This window comes from Micromonospora tulbaghiae (genome assembly GCF_900091605.1).
GTDB classification, from domain to species: Bacteria; Actinomycetota; Actinomycetes; order Mycobacteriales; family Micromonosporaceae; genus Micromonospora; species Micromonospora tulbaghiae.
This window is the reverse complement of sequence record NZ_FMCQ01000001.1, coordinates 715288-732589: the sequence shown is the minus strand read 5'-3', so window position 1 is coordinate 732589 and position 17302 is coordinate 715288. Positions and strand designations below refer to the sequence as shown.

Below are 17302 nucleotides of genomic sequence, written 5' to 3'. Positions count from 1 at the left end.
CCCGTCCGCGGACGAGACCGGCAGGTCACCGCCAGCCGACGTCGATGCGGTCGCCGCGCTCGTCGAAGAAGTGCAGCGCGTCCATCCGTACCTGCACGGCGAGCGGGTGCCCGGGCGACACCTGCGGGTACGGCGCGAGCCGTACCGCCAGTTCCGCCGGACGACGGTGGTGGCGGCCCGGGTCGGGCAGCACGCTCGTGCGGTTGCCGCCCCCGCCCCCGCCGGCCTCCGGGGCCGGGGCCGACGGCTCCGTCGCGCGGCCGGTGAGCCGCTGCATCACCTGGTTGAACCGGCGCAGGCCGCGCTGGCCCGGTGCGGCCTGCTCGACCGGGGTGCCCATCTCGTCCACGACGATCGCGGTGGCGCCGATGTCGAGGAACGCGAGCGACTCGTGGCCGTGGTGCTCCAGGTAGCGGATGCGCCCGTGCAGCACGTCACCGGCGGTGTCCGGGGCGACCGGGGTGAGCGCCTCGGCGCGCATGCCGACCACGATCCGCTCGCCGTGGTAGTGCGCCACCGCCCGGCTGCGGATGTCGTCCCAGGGCAGGTAGAGCGACTGCTCACCGAGGTTCAGCGTGACGTACCGGTCGAGGTGGACGTAGACCGACGCCTCCAGCAGGTTCATCCGCGGGCTGCCGAGGAACGCGGCGACGTAGAGGGTGGCCGGCCGCCCGTACACCTGGGTGGGGGTGCCCACGTCCTGGAGCACGCCCTTGCGCATGATCGCGACCCGGTCGGCCATGGTCAGCGCCTCGGCCTGGTCGTGGGTCACGTAGATGGTGGTGACGCCCAGCTCGCGGGTCAGGCCGGAGATCTCCGCACGCAGCTCGGCGCGCAGGCCGCTGTCCAGGTTCGACAGCGGCTCGTCCATCAGGAACAGGCCGGGCCGGCGCACTATCGCCCGCCCCATGGCGACCCGCTGCCGCTGGCCGCCGGAGAGCTGGCTGGGCTTGCGTCCGAGCACGTCGCCGATGCCGAGCGCGCTCGCCACGTCCTGGATCCGCTCGCCGCGCGGCACGGGCTCGACGCCGGAGAGCCGCAGCGGGAAGCCGATGTTGTCGCCGACGGTCATGTGCGGATACAGCGCGAAGTCCTGGAAGACCATGGCGATCTTCCGGTCCCGTGGTGGCAGGTCGTTCGCCAGCTCACCTCCGAGCATGATGGCGCCGGAGGACGGGTCCTCCAGCCCGGCCACCATGCGCAGCACTGTCGATTTCCCACAGCCCGACGGGCCGAGCAGCACCATGAACTCGCCGTCGTTGACGTCCAGATTGATGGTGTCGACCGCGACTGTTCCGTCCGGGAACACCTTGGTGACATCCTTGAGCGCGACGGTCGCCACCGTCACCTCCCCAGTTCTTCGCCCCAAACCCGGGAATGACTGTGACCAGGATCATCCGATTCGCACATCGGGTAAACGTGCCATGTTCAGCTCGTGACAGTCCTATTAAGCAGTATTCGCCGGGCTCCACGGTTAAGTGACCACCCAGTAACCGCTTTTACGGCGTTTCGCCGAGGAACACGCGGCGCACCACGCGCTCGGCGGCGTGCCCGTCGTCGAGGGCGCAGAACCGCGACCGGAACGCCGTCCGGGCCCGCTCGGCCGCCTCGTCGTCGACCGCACCGGAACGGAACACGTCGAGCAGCCCGGGAAAGTCCAGCGCGACCGCGCCGGGCGGCTCGGCCAGCAGGTCGAGGTAGACGCCACGGGCCACCCGGTAGGCGTCCCAGTCCGGCGCGTAGACCACTATCGGCCGGTCCAGCACCGCGTAGTCGAACATCGCCGACGAGTAGTCGGTGACCAGCACGTCCGCCGCCAGGTAGAGGTCCTCCACCCGGTCGTACGCGCTCACGTCCAGCACGCCGTCCGCCGCCGGTCCCCGGGGGTGCCGCTCCCGGTCGTGGAAGTAGTGACTGCGCATCAGCAGCCGGCCCCGCGGCCCGAGGACGTCGAGCATCCGGTCCGGGTCGAACGGCGGCCGCCACCCGGGCAGGTGCTCCCGGTGCGTCGGCGCGTAGAGCACCACGTACTCGTCGGGTGCGATGCCCAGCGCGGCGCGGACCTGGCCGCGGTCCTCGGCGGTGGCCAGCGCCAGCCGGTCGTTGCGCGGGTAGCCGACCTCCAGCGTGGTGTAGTCCGCCGGGTACGCCCGCTCCCACATCTGCGTCGAGAAGCTGTTCGAGGTGATGCTGTAGTCCCAGCGGTCCACCCGGCGCAGCAGGCCGGCGAAGTTCATCCCCACCGCGCCCACCGGGTAGCGCTGCTGGTCCAGGCCCATCACCTTCACCGGCGTGCCGTGGTGGGTCTGCACGTGCACCGAGCCGGGGCGCTTGCGGACGAAGTCCGGGAAGTTCACGTTGTTGACGAGCCAGCGGGCGCGGGCCAGGACGCGGTGGTACTCGCGGGTGCCCGCCACCACGTACTCGACACCGGGCGGCAACGTGGCCACCCGGTCGCGGCGGACGATCCACACGCCGCGCACCTGCGGCGCGAGCCGGCGGGCCGCCTCGTAGATCGCCGCCGGGTTGCACGAGTAACCCCGGTACCAGTAGGCCGCGTACACGGCGAGCGTCGGATCGACCGGCCGGTGCAGCTCGGCCCGGTAGTACTCGCCCAGCGCCAGGTCACGGGCCCGCCGGGCGGTACGGCGCACCACTGGCGTCACCCGCCGCCGGGCCCGCCGGGCGGTCCGGCGGGCCGTCTCCCCCGCCTGGTGCGCCTCGCGCAACGCGCTGAACGTCCGCCAGCGCCCGGCCGCCACCAGCCGGTGCTTGAGCCCTTCCGAGCCTGGCGGGACCGGATAGCCCTCGGGTGGCAGGAACCGCACGTAGTCGGCGTGCATCTGGGCGAAGAACGGCGCCCGCAGCTCGGGCGCGATCCGGTCGCCGTTGCCGAGCACCGTGAGGTAGTGCCAGATCATCCGCTCGAAGACCGCCGGCCGCAGCCCGGTCACCCTCCAGCGGTCCATCAGCCCGAACACCCGGTGCCACTGCGCGAAGACCTCGAAGTGCCGGTCCCCCCGGGTCTTCGTGATCGCGCCGGTCCGGCGTTGCCGGTAGTTCAGGCAGATCCGATCGAGTACGCCGATCCGCCCGGCCGCCATCAGCGCCGGATAGCTGAACGAGACGTCCTCGTACCAGCCCGGCTCGAAGCGCAGCCCGCGCTCGATCAGGAACTCCCGGCGCACCACCCGGTTCCACGCGGTGTGCAGCAGCTTCAGCGTCTCCGGCCGGTCCCGCAGCGCGAACGTCGCCGCACCGGGCGGCACCGGGAACACGTCGCGCATCGCGCTGCGGGTGCCGATGTTGTTCCAGTGCGCCCGGACGTGGTCGACGATCAGCACGTCCGGCGCGGTGTCGCGGAGCCGGTCCGCGACGTGCGGCAGGCAGCCGGGCACCAGCCAGTCGTCCCCGTCGACGAACCACACGTACTCGCCGACGGCCCGATCCAGCCCGATGTTGCGGGCCGGACCGAGCCCGACGTTCTCGGCGAGGCGCACCGGGCGGACCCGGGGGTCGCGCAGCGCGTACTCGGCCAGGATCTCGCCGCTGTCGTCCGGGGAGGCGTCGTCGACACCGATCACCTCGATGTCGCGCAACGGCTGGTCGAGGATCGAGTCGAGGCATTCCCGCAGGTAGCCCTGCACCTTGAAGGCCAGTACGACGAAGCTGATCAAGGTCACCCCGGCCCGCCCTCCGTCAGCCCGGCGAGCGCACACCCCCACGGGCGCGGGCCGGCAGGACCACCCAGGCGAGGACCACGCTCGCGACAAAAACCACGAGAAGGTACGCACCGAGTGTAGCCAGAGCGTAACTCGCATATCCGGCAATCAGCCCGATTGCCAGCAGCAGCGAACGCCCCGGCCAGCCCAGCGTGACGGCGTGCAGCGGCGGCGCCGCCTGCCGCTTCTCCAGCCGGGCGGTCAGGTCGTAGTGCAGCAGCGTGAGCACCAGCACGTACCCGAAGATCAGCCAGGCCGGTGCCCGGCCCGCCACCCCGACCGCGATGGCGAACAGGTACTCGGCCGCCCGCAACGCGGCCGGCACCAGCCAGTCCAGCGAGCCGTCGTGCGGTGCCCGCGAAGCCTGCGCGGCGCCCAGCAGCAGCACCAGCGCGAGCACCGGCACCCAGACCGGCAGGTCGCCGCCGCCGCGCACCGCGAGCAGCGCCCACACCAGCGTCCCCGCCGCGCCGAGCGCGCCGAGCACCGCCAGCAGCAGCGGCCGCCGCGCGGTCGGCAGCGTCCGCGCCAGCAGGCCGTCGTCGCGGTGCAGCCCCGCGTCCACAGTGGTCAGCACCGGCACCCGCATCCACCGCGCCCGCAGGGTCCGCAACCCCCCGGTGTACGCGAACGCCAGCGCACCCCAGACCAGCACCGCGACCAGCGCCACCAGCGGCCCGAACAGCGCGGCGGCAATCGCGATCAACGCCCACCGCTCACCGATCGGGAACACCACAGTGCGCTTCAGCCAGTACGACACCGAGCCGGTGTCCGCCTGCACCCGGGTCGACGCGGCGTTCAGCTTCCCGCCGATGCCGCCCGCGTCAGCGGTCACCACCTTCGGCCGCCGGGCCGCCTCGTCGTGCAGCGCGCCGTACCAGGTGTCGGTCATGTGCCGCACGGTCTGCAACGTCATCGCCGCGAGCGCCAGCGCCCAGCCGTACCGGAACCCGGCATGCGTGGCCCCGAAACCGAGACCGGCGTAGACCACGTACTCCTTGAACCGGTCGGCCATCGTGTCCAGCCAGCCGCCCCAGGCGCTGAAGTGCCGGGTGTAGCGCGCCAACTGCCCGTCCACGCAGTCCAGCACGAAACCCAGGTAGAGCAGGACCGCGCCGGCCACCAGCGCGGGCCGTCCACCGGCGCCGAACAGCACCGCCGCGCCCACCGCGAACGCGACCGAGACCATGGTGACCCCGGTCGGGCCGATCCCGATCCGGGCCGCCGCCTTCGTGACGTACGGGGACCACGTGCTGACGAAGAACGTGGTGAAGAAGTCGTCCCGCTCCTTCACCGACAGCTTCAGCTCGGCCCGGTCCTCGTCGACAGCGGCCACCGCCGCCTCGCCCGCCTCCCGCTGCGCCTCGTCGCCGACCCGGTGCGCCACGAGCAGACGTACCCGCTGGGCGAAGATCAGCGTGCCGCGCGCGGCGAGGTCGGCCACGAGCCGGTCCACCGCGCCCAGCGGCCCGCCCTCGGCGGCGCCGGGCGCGGCCGGCGCGGACGCCACATCGGCCAGGCGCGCGTCCGGCGCGGAGGCCGCGCCTGGTGCGCCGCCCGCGGCACGGCGGGCGGCGTCGGCGAGCGCCGGCCGGTCGGCCGCGCCCACCCGCAGTGCGCCACCGAAGACGCCGCTCGGGTCGGCGGCGCCGACCTCGACCACCTGCCCGCGCTCCTCGCGCACCGTGGCCTGGCCAGGAGCGGGCGGGTCGGTGAGCACCAGCGCGACCGTCGGCCCCACCGGGCTGGTCGCGAGATGCCGGAGTACGGCCGTGTGCGCCACCAGATCCGCGCCGCTCACCAGCACCGGGCCGGTCGCGGCGGCCACCAGGTCGGCCAGTTCGGTCAGGTCGGCGGCGATGCGCACGTCGTCCGCCCCGGCGCGGCGCCACTGCGCGGCCAGGCGCTCGGCGAGCGATTCCTCTTTGAGTCGGCCCGCCGGCTCGTCCGGGCGGCCCGATTCGCTCGGACGGCTCGGCTCGACCAGGTGGCTCGGCGGCTCGGTGAGCCGGCCCGCCGCCGGTTCGGCGGCGAGCACGATCGCGAGCGTCACCGCTTCGCCGCGTCGGCGTAGGCGGCCAGCGCCTCGTCGATCGTCCCGTCGACGATCAGCCGTCCGGCGTCGAGGTAGAGCCCCCGACGGCAGAACCGGGTGAGGTCCTTGTCGTTGTGTGACACCAGCACCAGCGTGCGCCCTTCCGCGAGAAGTCGCTCGATGGTCGCATAGCACTTCGCACGGAACTCCGCGTCCCCGACCGCTGTCACCTCGTCCACCAACAGCACCGGATGCGGCAGGTGCGCGATCACCGCGAAGCCCAGCCGCACCTTCATCCCCGACGAGTAGTGCCGCACCGACGTGTCGATGGCGCGTTCCACCTGCTCACCGGCGAACGAGACGATCTCGTCGAAGTGTTCCCGCAGGTACGCCGACGACAGCCCGTGCAGCCCGCCCACCAGGTACAGGTTCTCCCGGCCGGTCAGGTCGCCGGAGAACCCGGCGGACAGTTCGAGCAGCGGTGCCACCCGGCCGTGCACCCGGATCGAACCCTCATCCGGGATGAGCACACCGGCGATCAGCCGCAGCAGCGTGCTCTTGCCGGTGCCGTTGCGCCCCACCACGCCCACCGTCTCGCCCGGCTCGATCCGGAACGACAGGTCGCGCAACGGCCAGAACCGGCCCGCATCCGGATCGCGGGCGCCCCGGTGCACGATCAGCTCCCGTAGCCGCAGTTGGCGGCGCCGGTTGCGGACGAACCGGATGCCCAGCCCGTCCGCCTCGATGATCGGGGCCATTCAGAGTTCCTTCAACACTGCCGGTTCGAGGCGGTGGAACGCCCACCAGCCGAGCGCCAGCACCAGCACGCTGCCGGACACCGTGATCGTGAGCAGCCGGGCGTCGGGGAACTCGTCCGGATACCAGACCGCATGGTGGAGCTGGAAGATCCCGACCAGCGGGTTCAGCTCGTACCCGATCTTGAGCCAGCCCGGCATGCCCGACTCCCGCACCAGGTCGAGCGGGTAGATGATCGGCGTCGCGTAGAACAGCAGCCGGATGACCAGCCGCATGGTGCGCTCGATGTCGCGCATCAGCACGTTGCCCGCCGACAGCAGCAGCGCCAGGCCCACAAGCAGCACGAACTGCACCGCGACGGCGAGCGGCAGGGCCAGCAGACTCCAGCCGGGGCGGATCCTGCCGTGGCTCGCGTAGATCGCCGCGACGGCGACCAGGATCGGCAGCCCGGCCAGGTACTCGGCGAACCGGCCGGTGACCCGCCCGATGGGGAAGATCGGCCGGGGCAGGTTCATCGTGGTGATCAGCCGGGACTGCCCGGTCAGCGCGTTCGCCGCCTCGGTCAGCGCCGAACTCGCCCACATCCAGGCGAAGATCCCGGTGATCAGGAAAAGCGGGTACGACCCGGCCGCCTCGCCCAGATGCCGCCGGGTCGCGCCGGAGTAGAGCACGCCGAAGACGAACCAGTAGATCAGGCCCATGCCGAGCGGCTCGATCAGCGACCAGAAGTAGCCCAGCACCGACTGCTGGTACTTCACCGCGAGATCCCGCCGGACCAGGATGCGCAGCGAGGTGCGGGCGGACCAGAGCGCCGCGACGCCTGATGTCACCGCACCATGGTCGCGCCTTCCGTGCCGGCGCGACGGCCGTCCGCGCCGGGTCACCCCAACGGAGTCAGCACTCGATCACGTTGACGGCGAGCCCGCCCCGCGCGGTCTCCTTGTACTTGACCTTCATGTCCGCGCCGGTCTCCCGCATGGTCTTGATGACCTTGTCCAGCGACACGTGGTGCACCCCGTCGCCGCGCAACGCCAGCCGGGCCGCGGTGATCGCCTTGATGCTCGCCACCGCGTTGCGCTCGATGCACGGGATCTGCACCAGGCCACCCACCGGATCGCAGGTCAGCCCCAGGTTGTGCTCCATGCCGATCTCGGCGGCGTTCTCCACCTGCTCCGGCGTACCGCCGAGCGCCTCGGCCAGCCCGGCCGCCGCCATCGAACACGCCGAACCCACCTCACCCTGGCAGCCGACCTCGGCCCCGGAGATCGACGCGTTCTCCTTGAACAGCACGCCGATCGCACCCGCGGCCAGCAGGAACCGGACCACGCCCTCCTCGGACGCGCCGGGCACGAACCGGGTGTAGTAGTGCAGCACGGCCGGGATGATCCCGGCGGCGCCGTTCGTCGGCGCGGTGACCACCCGCCCGCCGGCCGCGTTCTCCTCGTTGACCGCCAGCGCGAACAGCGTCACCCAGTCCATCGCGCGCAGCGGATCCTGGCTGCCGGTCTCCGCCTCCAGGCTGCGCCGCATCTCGGCCGCGCGCCGCCGGACCTTCAACCCACCCGGGAGTACGCCGTCGCGGGTGCAGCCGCTCTCCACGCACTCACGCATCACCCGCCAGATCTCCAGCAGCCCCGCGCGTACGTCCGCCTCGCTGCGCCAGGACAGCTCGTTGGCGAGCATCACCTCGCTGATCGACAGGCCGGTCTCGGTGGTGACCTCGAGCAGCTCCGCGCCGGTCAGGAACGGGTGCCGTACCCGGGTGGTGTCCGCCTTGATCCGGTCCGCCCCGGCCGCCGCCTCGTCGACCACGAACCCGCCGCCGACCGAGTAGTACGTGCGCGTCCGCACCTCGTTCCCGGCCGCGTCGTACGCCGCGAACGTCATCCCGTTCGGGTGGTACGGCAGCGAGCGCCGGCGATGCAGCACCAGATCCGTGTCCGGGTCGAAGTCGATCCCCTGGCTGCCGAACAGGTCGAGCCGCCGCTGGGTGCGGATCCGCTCCACACGCGGCCCCACCGAATCGGTGTCGACGGTCTCCGGGACCTCGCCCTCCAGCCCCAGCAGCACCGCCCGGTCACTGCCGTGCCCGTGACCGGTCGCGCCGAGCGAGCCGAACAGCTCCGCCCGTACCCGCGCCACGTCGGCGAGCTGCCCGTCGGCCTTCAGGCCCGCCACGAACGTACGGGCGGCCCGCATCGGCCCGACGGTGTGCGAGCTGGACGGCCCGATACCGACGCTGAAAAGATCGAAAACACTGATCATTGGCTGCTTTCCTCGCCGTCGTCCCCGTTGTGCGGATCCGAGCCGGTGCGTGGGTGCCGCGCCCGCCGGGCGGGTAGACGGCCGGCGCCCGGGGTGTGGGCGCCCGACCGGCGAGCCTACCTCGCCCCGGTAAATACCCGCCCACACTCCGCCACATGCCCGACCCCGGCGCGCGGTCCGCCCACTCCCCCGTCGATCTTGGAGTTGTGGCACCCAGAATGAGCGGGTTTGCGGCATCCGTGAACTGCCACAACTCCAAGATCGCCGCGCGCCACACGGAGCACCCGGCACCCCGGCGAGATCTTGGTACCAAACGGCCCTCATAGGGGCCCTTTCCTACCAAGATCTCCACCGATCCCACTCAACGGAACACATGTCCCGCGAGGCGGAAGGCGCGCTCGGCGCGGCAGGCACTCGCCGAACGGGCCCGTACCCACGCAACCGCCAACTCCCGCGATCTTGCAGTTGCGGCCCTCAACAAGGGTGCGAATCGGGCACAACGGGGGCCGCAAGTGCAAGATCGCGAGGAGCAGGGGTGAGGGGCTGGGTGGGGCGGCCGAACAAGGGAGTGACCGTGGAGGGCGATTGTGTGACGGCCTGGGGAGCCTTCGCGGACAGCACAGCGGGCGCGTCGGTGGGGCGGGTCCGGGGTAAGCACCTACGGGTGCCCGGGTCGCCGATCATCCTCGGGGCTGAGGGCGCGGCGCGTACCCCTTTCTACCGTGGAATCAGCGCGGCGGATCGCCGCAGAAGTGGGAGACGACGATGAGTCGCAAACTGGTCCGGCCCCGCCAGGGGCGCATGATCGCCGGTGTCTGCGCCGGCCTGGGGCAGCGGTTCGGCATGTCGGCCGGGATGGTCCGGCTGCTGTTCCTGCTGTCGCTGCTGCTGCCCGGCACGCAGGTGATCATCTACCTGATCCTGTGGATCCTGATGCCGAACGAGGACCGCTACCTCGCCACCCGCTGACGCGACACGAGCCGGGACACCGGTACGCACGCGACGCGCCCGCCCCGAACACCGGGGCGGGCGCGCGGCGTACTGAGCGAGGTCAGGGAGCCGTGTAGGTGACAGTCACCTTCTCGTACCCGAGGGACCGCAGCAGCCCTTCGAGCATCTTGCGGGTGTTCTCCTGGGCCCGGGCGGTGAGCCCGCTGTCCCGGGCGGCGGCGGTGATCCGGTCCTCGGCGAGCTTGTAGATCTGCTGCTGCCGGTTGGGGTCGCCGGCCACCAGGTCGTTGAGCCGGTTGATCAGGCCGCGCTGCTCGGCGAACACGTAGCTCTTGTCCATGTCCAGGTCGGTCTCGCCGAGCTGCGGCGCGGGCAGCTTGATCTCGGCGGACTTGCCGTCCTCGGAGACGACGACGGCACCGTCGGCGATCTTCGCGAAGTCGACGTACGCCTCGACGCGGCCCGCCCCGACGAACAGCGTGCGCTCGTTGAGCAGGAAGTCGGGCACGTTGCGCCTGTCGTTCTGCACGTCGACCACCACCTGGAAGTTGCCCTCGGCGGCGACGTAGCGGCTCAGGTCACGGATCGACTTGAGCAACGGCGGCTGGCTGCGGTCGGTCTGCTCCTTGGCGAACGGGTTGCGGAAGTCGGGCAGCAGACCGGTGGCCTGCACGCCGAGCAGCACCACCACCGCCAGCGCCGCCGCGCCGAGCACCCAGAGCAGGCCGCGCACCGGGCCGCCGCCCGACGCCGGGGCGCCCGGGGCGTACTCGCGGTCGTGGTCGGGCGTGCCCTCCGCCCGGTCGCGAAGGGACTCGCTGGTGGGGTAGTCCGGGAACTCCCGGGTGGGCTCGTTGATGTCACCGTCGCGGGCCATCGCCCTCACCGTCCTCGTCCGACAGAGTCCTCGTCCGACACATCGACTGACAATGACGGTACGGCCACCGTGCGACAGTCGCGCGCCGAGCGACCCGATCGGGTGAAACAGCAGGTCAGGCGAACGCGGACACGCCGGTCAGCCGCTGGCCGATGACGAGCTGGTGGATCTCCGAGGTGCCCTCGTAGGTGAGCACGCTCTCCAGGTTGTTGGCGTGCCGCATCACCGGGTACTCCCCCGAGACGCCGTTGGCGCCGAGGATCGTGCGGCACTGCCGGGCGATGGCGAGCGCCTCGCGGACGTTGTTCAGCTTGCCCACGCTCACCTGGTGGGGCCGCAGCGAGCCGGCGTCGGCGAGGCGGCCGAGGTGCAGCGCGAGCAGCATCCCCTTGTTCCACTCCACCGCCATGTCGGCGAGCTTGGCCTGGGTGAGCTGGAAACCGGCGAGCGGGCGGCCGAACTGGGTGCGCGTGGTCGCGTACTCCAGGGCCGTCTCCAGGCAGTCGCGGGCCGCGCCGAGCGCGCCCCAGACGATGCCGTGCCGGGCCTCGGTCAGGCACCCCAGCGGCGCCTTGAGCCCGATCGCCTCGGGCAGTCGCGCGTCAGCCGGCAGCCGGACGTCGTCGAGCGCGATCTCGCCGGTCAGGGACGCGCGCAGCGACATCTTGTGCCGGATCTCGCGCGCCGTCACCCCCGGCGTGTCCATGGGTACGGCGAAACCGCGCACCCCTTCGTCGGTACGCGCCCAGATCACGCCCACGTCGGCGATCGGCGCGTTGGTGATCCACAGCTTGCTGCCGTTCAGGATCCAGTCGTCGCCGTCGCGGCGGGCCCGGGTGGCCATCGACCCCGGATCGGAGCCGTGGTCCGGCTCGGTGAGCCCGAAACAGCCGATCGCCTCGCCGGCCGCCATCGCGGGCAGCCAGCGCTGCTTCTGCTCCTCGCTGCCGAAGCGCCAGATGGCGTACATGGCCAGCGATCCCTGCACCGAGACCAGCGACCGGACACCGGAGTCGCCGGCCTCCAGTTCCAGGCAGGCCAGCCCGTACGCGACGGCCGATGAGCCGGCGCAGCCGTACCCGGTCAGGTGCATGCCGAGCAGGCCGAGCTTGCCGAACTCGCGGGCCAGTTCCCGGGCCGGCACCTGGCCGTCCTCGTACCAGCCGGCGACGTGCGGGCGTACCCGGTCGGTCACGAGCCGGCGCACGACGGCGCGGATCTGCCGCTCCTCCTCGCTGAGCGACGCATCGATGTCGAGCAGGTCGAGAGGAGTCATGGCGTCACCTTAACCAAGACTCAGTGAGGCGTCACTCGCCCTGGTCACCGAGCACGAGCACCCGCGCGTGGATCTGGTTGCGCTGCTGGAGCGCCGCGCGCAGCGCACGGTGCAGGCCGTCCTCCAGGTAGAGGCCGCCGTTCCACTGCACGACGTGCGGAAAGAGGTCGCCGTAGAAGGTGGAGTCCTCCGCGAGCAGCTTGTCCAGCGCGAGTTCGCGCTTGGTGGTGATGAGCTGGTCAAGCCGCAGCGGGCGCGGCGGAATCTCGGCCCACTGCTTCAGCGTGAGGTTGTGCTCCGGGTAGGGACGCCCGTCCCGGACCGCCCTGAAGATCACGGCGTGCTCTCCTCCCCAGGCCAGGCTGACAATGTGGATGTCAGCCTAACCGCTCAGGTCCACCGTCCCCGCCGCACCACATCCTGCACCGGACGCCGCCCCCGGCGCAGCGACGGTGACCGGTGGTCGACGGCTCGGTAACCTATTGTGATTGCGCCGATCGGGTGCAGTTCCGGCGGTACCCCGAACGCCTCCCGGTACGCCCCGATGCGCTGCGGCGGGATCCCGAAGAAGCAGGCGCCGAGGCCCTCGTCCACGGCGGTGAGCAGCATCAGCAGCGCCGCGAAACCGGTGTCCACGTACCAGTAGGGCACCGGCCAGCGGTCCTCGGCGCGGTCCGACCAGCCCTTGTCGGCCTCGGCGTAGCGGTCCAGGTAGGCGTCGCGGTTGGCGTGCGGCACCACGATCAGCGGGGCCCGGCGCATACCGGCCAGCCAGCGCTCCCGGCCGCCGCCACCCGGCGTGGTCGCGGTCCAGAACCGTTCCCGGTCCTCGGGTTCCTCCAGCACCAGGAAGCCCCAGCCCTGCGAGAACCCGGCCGACGGGGCCCGGACGGCGTGGTCCAGCAGCCGGTCCACCACCTCCGGCGGCACCGGCCGGTCGGGGTCGTAGTTGCGCACCATCCGGCGGCGCCGGACGACCTCGGCGAACTCCACGCTCAGACCTCCGGGCGGACGCCCCAGGCGCCCCGCCAGGTCTGCCCCGGCTCCAGCATGATCAGGTCCTTGCCGGAGCGGAACGCGTCGGGCGGGCAGGTCATCGGCTCCACCGCCACGGACCGGCGGTGCCGCTCCCCGCCGAGGGTGTCACCGGTGAACACCTGCCACCAGCCGAACTCGCGGTCCGCCCAGATCCGCAGCCCGGACGAGCCGTCCGGCGCGCTCAGCACCACCGCCGAGCCGCCGTCGGCGTCCCGCTCGACGTCACCGAACGCGGTGTCGAGGACCAGGTCGCCGATCGGGCGCGGGCTGGTGAAGTCGAACTCGGAGCCGGTCACGTCCGCGGCGGCGACCGGCAGCAGGCGGCTGTCCACCAGCACCCGCCGCCGGGCCGGCAGGTGCAGCCGCAGCTCGTCCACCCCGACCTTGGGCAGTTGCAGATAGGGATGCACGGAGAAGCCGAACGGCGCCGGCTCGTCGGAGAGGTTCGTCGCCTCGTGCTCGGCCCGCAGGCCGTCCGGGCCGACGCTCCACCGGGCCCGCAGCCGCAGCGCCCACGGGTAGCCGGGGCTCGGCGGCAGGTCGTAGCCGATGGTCACGCTGTCCGCCGACTGCTCGATCGGCTGCCACCGCACCCAGTTCACCAGGCCGTGCAGGGCGTTGTGCCGCTCCGGCTCGGTGAGGTCGAGCTGCAACGACCGCTCCCCGACCGTGTAGACGCCGTCCCGGATCCGGTTCGGCCAGGGTGCCAGCACCTGCCCGGCCGAGCCGGGGCAGACCTCGTCCTCGGCGTACCCGTCGAGGTGGTCCACGCCGTCGTATCGGTAGGCCCGCAGCCCGCCGCCCACCTCGACCACGACGGCCTCGTGGCCGTCGGCCGCGATGGTCCACTGTGTACCGGACGGTGGCTGCGCGTCGATCCCCATGTCGGCGACCCTACCGTCAGCGGCGCTCCTCGGCGGGGGTGGTCGAGCGATAGCGCAGCAGCGCCGGGAACGCCACCACCAGCAACACCGCGAGTACGGCGGCGGCCAGACCGCCACCGACCATGGCGAAGCCGGTGCCGAAACCGGCGGCCATCGCACCGGCGCGCAGGTCGCCCAGACGCGGGCCGCCGGCCACCACCACCGTGTTCACGCCCTGGAGGCGGCCACGCATCCGGTCCGGCGCGTACACCAGCAGCATCGACTGGCGCAGCGTGGCGCTGACCAGGTCGGCGGCGCCGGCGACGCCCAGCAGCACCACCGCGACCCACAACTGGCCGGCCAGCCCGGCGAGCGCGATCGCCACGCCCCAGCCGACCACCGCCACGGTGAGCGCGAGGCCCTGCCGGCGGACCCGGCCGATCCAGCCCGAGGTCAGGCCGCCGAGCATCGCGCCGATGGCGATGGAGCTGTAGAGCCAGCCCACCGCCGAGGCGCCGCCGAAGCGCTCCTGCGCCAGCTCCGGGAACAGCGCCCGCGGCATGGCCAGGATCATCGCGATCAGGTCGATGGCGAAGGAGAGCAGCAGGACCCGCGTGGTCGCCAGATAGCGGAAGCCGTCGATGATGCTGGCGAACCCGGCCTTGCGTACGCCGCCGTCCGGGTCCGGCGCGGGCGGCATCGCGGGCAGCCGCAGCGTGGCCCAGAGCGACGCGGTGAACAGCAGCGCGTCCGCCGCGTACGCGATGGGCAGCGCCACCCCGACCTGCCAGGCGGCGAAGATCAGCCCGGCGGCGAGCGGGCCGAAGACGGCGGCGGCGGTGAACGTGGTGAAGTTCAGCGTCGTGGCCGCCGGGACCAGCTCGGCCGGCACGAGCCGGGGCAGGATCGCGCTGCGGGCCGGCGAGGTGATCGCGAAGGCCGTCGACTGGAGGCCGACGAGCAGTAGGAGCAGCAGCGGGCTGCGCGCTCCGGCCAGCGACTGGACCAGCAGCCCGAGCGTCGAGGCCCAGAGCACGCAGCCGCCGACGAGCAGCACCCGACGGCGGTCCCGGGCGTCGGCGACCGCGCCGCCCCACAGCCCGAAGATCAGCAGCGGTACGAAGCCGGCGATGCCGAGCAGACCGACCCACAACGAGCCGCCGGTCAGGTCGAACATCTCCACCGGCACCGCCACGGCGGTGAACTGGAAACCGAACATGGCGATCGCGTTGCCGGTCCAGACGCGCCGGTACGCGGGCACGCGCAGCGGACGCAGATCGATCGCCCAGCGGCGCGCCCCCCGCCGCCGGTCCGAAGTGACGTCGGTCACGGCGCGAGCCGCTCGACGACGAAGACCCCGTCCCCGGTACGCCGGAAGCGCAGCCGGTCGTGCAGCCGGCTGGCCCGGCCCTGCCAGAACTCGACGGTCTCCGGGCGGACCCGGAACCCGCCCCAGTACGGCGGCGCGGGGATCGGGTCCACGTCGGCGAACCGCTCGGCAGCCGCCCGGTACGCCGCGTCGAGCGCGGCCCGGTCCGGCACCACTGTCGACTGGGCGCTGGCCCACGCCCCGAGCTGCGAGCCGCGCGGCCGGCTGGCGAAGTACGCCTCGGTCTCGGCGCGGTCCACCTGCTCGACCCGGCCCGTCACGATCACCTGCCGCTGCATCGGGAACCAGGGGAACACCAGGCTGGCCCACGGGTTGCCGGTCACCTCGATGCCCTTGCGCGACCCGTGGTTGGTGTAGAAGACGAAGCCCTCCGGGCCGTACCCCTTGAGCAGCACGGTGCGCCCACTGGGCCGGCCCTCGGCGTCGGCCGTGCCGAGCACCATCGCGTTCGGCTCCGGCAGCGGATGGGCCACCGCGTCGGCGAACCAGCGGGCGAACTGGGTGTGCCAGTCCGGTGCCAGGTCCGTCTCGGTCAGGCCCAGGTCGGCGGCGTACTCGTTACGCATACCGGCCGGGGCGGGTGTGTCGCCTGTCACTGTGGTAGTCCCTCTCCCGGGCGTGCCGGCGTCCCCCGACGCTGGCCAGGCCCCGGTACCCAGTCTTCTCCTTCCCGAACGGGCGTCCACCGGCGGGGATGTCGCGTGGCGCACAGTGGCTGTGGGTCGCGCAGCGCGTTACCCACCGGGCAAGATGTCACGAACCACATCCCTGAAGGGTCGCCTGAGCTGCGGGGCTCGATCAGCCCGCCCGGGCGCGCCGAGCCGAAGCCAGGAGTCGACATGTCCGATTTCAAACCGGGCCTGGAGGGCGTCGTAGCCTTCGAGACCGAGATCGCCGAACCCGACCGCGCGGGGGGATCACTGCGCTACCGGGGCGTGGACATCGAGGACCTGATCGGCCAGGTCTCGTTCGGCAACGTCTGGGCACTGCTGGTGGACGGCCGGTTCGGCCCGGGCCTGCCGCCGGCCGAGCCGTTCCCGGTGCCGGTGCACTCCGGTGACATCCGCGTCGACGTGCAGTCCGCGGTCGCCATGCTGGCCCCGTACTGGGGGCTCAGCCAGCTCCTCGACATCTCCGACGAGCAGGCCCGCGAGGACCTGGCCCGGGTGTCGGTCACCGCGCTGTCCTTCGTCGCCCAGTCGGCGCGCGGCCTGGGCCTGCCGGCCGTGCCGCAGAAGGAGATCGACAAGGCGGAGACCATCGTCGAGCGGTTCATGAAGCGCTGGCGGGGTGAGCCCGACCCGCGGCACGTCAAGGCCGTCGACGCGTACTTCATCTCGGCCGCCGAGCACGGCCTGAACGCCTCCACCTTCACCGCCCGGATCGTCGCCTCCACCGGCGCGGACGCCGCGGCCTGCATCTCCTCCGGCATCGGCGCGCTCTCCGGCCCGCTGCACGGCGGCGCCCCGTCCCGGGTGCTCAGCATGCTGGAGGCGGTCGAGCGCAGCGGCGACGCCGACGGGTACGTCAAGGGCGTACTCGACCGGGGCGAGCGCCTGATGGGCTTCGGCCACCGGGTCTACCGGGCCGAGGACCCGCGCGCCCGCGTGCTGCGGCGTACCGCCAAGGAGCTGGGCGCGCCGCGCTTCGAGGTCGCCGAGGCGCTGGAGAAGGCCGCGCTGGCCGAGCTCCAGGCCCGCCGCCCGGACCGCGTCCTCGCCACCAACGTCGAGTTCTGGTCGGCCGTGGTGCTGGACTTCGCCGAGGTGCCGGCGCACATGTTCACCTCGATGTTCACCTGCGCCCGGATGGGCGGCTGGTCGGCGCACATCCTGGAGCAGAAGAAGCTCCAGCGGCTGGTCCGGCCGTCGGCCACGTACGTCGGCCACGCCCCGCGCAAGCCGCAGCAGGTCGAGGGTTGGGACGCCATCCCGCACGGCGTCTGACGTCTCGCCCGGAGCCCCGTTCCCCTGCCGGTGGAGCGGGGCTCCGGCATTTCCGGGGCCGGCACGCCAGGCGTGTGGCGGACGCCTCACCGACCGGGGTGGGACAGCCCGCCGGACGTGCCCGGGCAGGTGCGAGGATGGCCGTGGCAGTGTCGCCGGAACGGGCTCGGACGCCGCCACGCG

The 17302-nt window shown here is 72.4% G+C and carries 15 protein-coding genes; 2 read left to right on the top strand and 13 right to left on the bottom strand.

Features of this window, described 5'->3' with window-relative positions; genetic code table 11:
• Window positions 1-25 precede the first annotated feature (25 nt).
• The 6 genes from GA0070562_RS03500 to GA0070562_RS03475 form a co-directional block, all read right to left on the bottom strand.
• Window positions 26-1342, bottom strand: a complete 1317-nt coding sequence (locus GA0070562_RS03500; RefSeq protein WP_091416148.1) for an ABC transporter ATP-binding protein — start codon at window positions 1340-1342, stop codon at window positions 26-28.
• A gap of 157 nt (window positions 1343-1499) precedes the next feature.
• Window positions 1500-3683 (bottom strand): bifunctional glycosyltransferase/CDP-glycerol:glycerophosphate glycerophosphotransferase, encoded by a 2184-nt coding sequence (locus tag GA0070562_RS03495; protein ID WP_091414744.1) that lies wholly within the window; start codon window positions 3681-3683, stop codon window positions 1500-1502.
• 16 nt (window positions 3684-3699) lie between these two features.
• Window positions 3700-5625 (bottom strand): DUF5941 domain-containing protein, encoded by a 1926-nt coding sequence (locus GA0070562_RS03490; protein WP_091416144.1) that lies wholly within the window; start codon window positions 5623-5625, stop codon window positions 3700-3702.
• A gap of 146 nt (window positions 5626-5771) precedes the next feature.
• The gene (locus GA0070562_RS03485; protein ID WP_030503547.1) at window positions 5772-6515 is read right to left on the bottom strand and encodes an ABC transporter ATP-binding protein; all 744 of its coding nucleotides are present in this window, start codon (window positions 6513-6515) and stop codon (window positions 5772-5774) included.
• A complete protein-coding gene (locus GA0070562_RS03480) occupies window positions 6516-7343 on the bottom strand; it encodes an ABC transporter permease (RefSeq protein ID WP_091414741.1) in 828 nt (275 codons plus the stop codon).
• A 64-nt stretch (window positions 7344-7407) separates the two neighbouring features.
• Complete coding sequence (locus GA0070562_RS03475; RefSeq protein ID WP_091414739.1) at window positions 7408-8778, bottom strand: L-serine ammonia-lyase; 1371 nt, start codon at window positions 8776-8778, stop codon at window positions 7408-7410.
• A 765-nt stretch (window positions 8779-9543) separates the two neighbouring features.
• Here GA0070562_RS03475 and GA0070562_RS03470 point away from each other — a divergent pair.
• Window positions 9544-9747 carry a PspC domain-containing protein gene (locus GA0070562_RS03470; protein ID WP_013473752.1) on the top strand — a complete coding sequence of 68 codons (204 nt, stop codon included), beginning with the start codon at window positions 9544-9546 and terminating at the stop codon, window positions 9745-9747.
• An 82-nt stretch (window positions 9748-9829) separates the two neighbouring features.
• On the opposite strand, the gene GA0070562_RS03465 is transcribed toward GA0070562_RS03470, so the two are convergent.
• From GA0070562_RS03465 to pdxH, 7 genes are all read right to left on the bottom strand, one after another.
• Entirely contained in the window at window positions 9830-10606 is a 777-nt protein-coding gene (locus tag GA0070562_RS03465; RefSeq protein ID WP_091414737.1) for a DUF4230 domain-containing protein, read from the bottom strand.
• Between the two features lie 115 nt (window positions 10607-10721).
• The gene (locus GA0070562_RS03460; RefSeq protein WP_091414735.1) at window positions 10722-11882 is read right to left on the bottom strand and encodes an acyl-CoA dehydrogenase family protein; all 1161 of its coding nucleotides are present in this window, start codon (window positions 11880-11882) and stop codon (window positions 10722-10724) included.
• A 31-nt stretch (window positions 11883-11913) separates the two neighbouring features.
• Window positions 11914-12219, bottom strand: a complete 306-nt coding sequence (locus tag GA0070562_RS03455; protein ID WP_013283726.1) for a type II toxin-antitoxin system VapB family antitoxin — start codon at window positions 12217-12219, stop codon at window positions 11914-11916.
• Between the two features lie 53 nt (window positions 12220-12272).
• A complete protein-coding gene (locus GA0070562_RS03450) occupies window positions 12273-12875 on the bottom strand; it encodes a nitroreductase family protein (protein WP_091414733.1) in 603 nt (200 codons plus the stop codon).
• Window positions 12876-12877: 2 nt separating this feature from the next.
• Entirely contained in the window at window positions 12878-13804 is a 927-nt protein-coding gene (locus GA0070562_RS03445; RefSeq protein WP_091414730.1) for an aldose 1-epimerase family protein, read from the bottom strand.
• Between the two features lie 16 nt (window positions 13805-13820).
• Window positions 13821-15113 carry an MFS transporter gene (locus GA0070562_RS03440; RefSeq protein WP_091414727.1) on the bottom strand — a complete coding sequence of 431 codons (1293 nt, stop codon included), beginning with the start codon at window positions 15111-15113 and terminating at the stop codon, window positions 13821-13823.
• Entirely contained in the window at window positions 15110-15739 is a 630-nt protein-coding gene (gene pdxH, locus GA0070562_RS03435; protein WP_175438638.1) for a pyridoxamine 5'-phosphate oxidase, read from the bottom strand. Before pdxH ends, GA0070562_RS03440 begins: the two co-directional genes overlap by 4 nt.
• A gap of 273 nt (window positions 15740-16012) precedes the next feature.
• On the opposite strand from pdxH, the gene GA0070562_RS03430 reads away from it, so the two are divergent.
• Window positions 16013-17119, top strand: a complete 1107-nt coding sequence (locus GA0070562_RS03430) for a citrate synthase 2 (RefSeq protein WP_091414723.1) — start codon at window positions 16013-16015, stop codon at window positions 17117-17119.
• Window positions 17120-17302 lie beyond the last annotated feature (183 nt).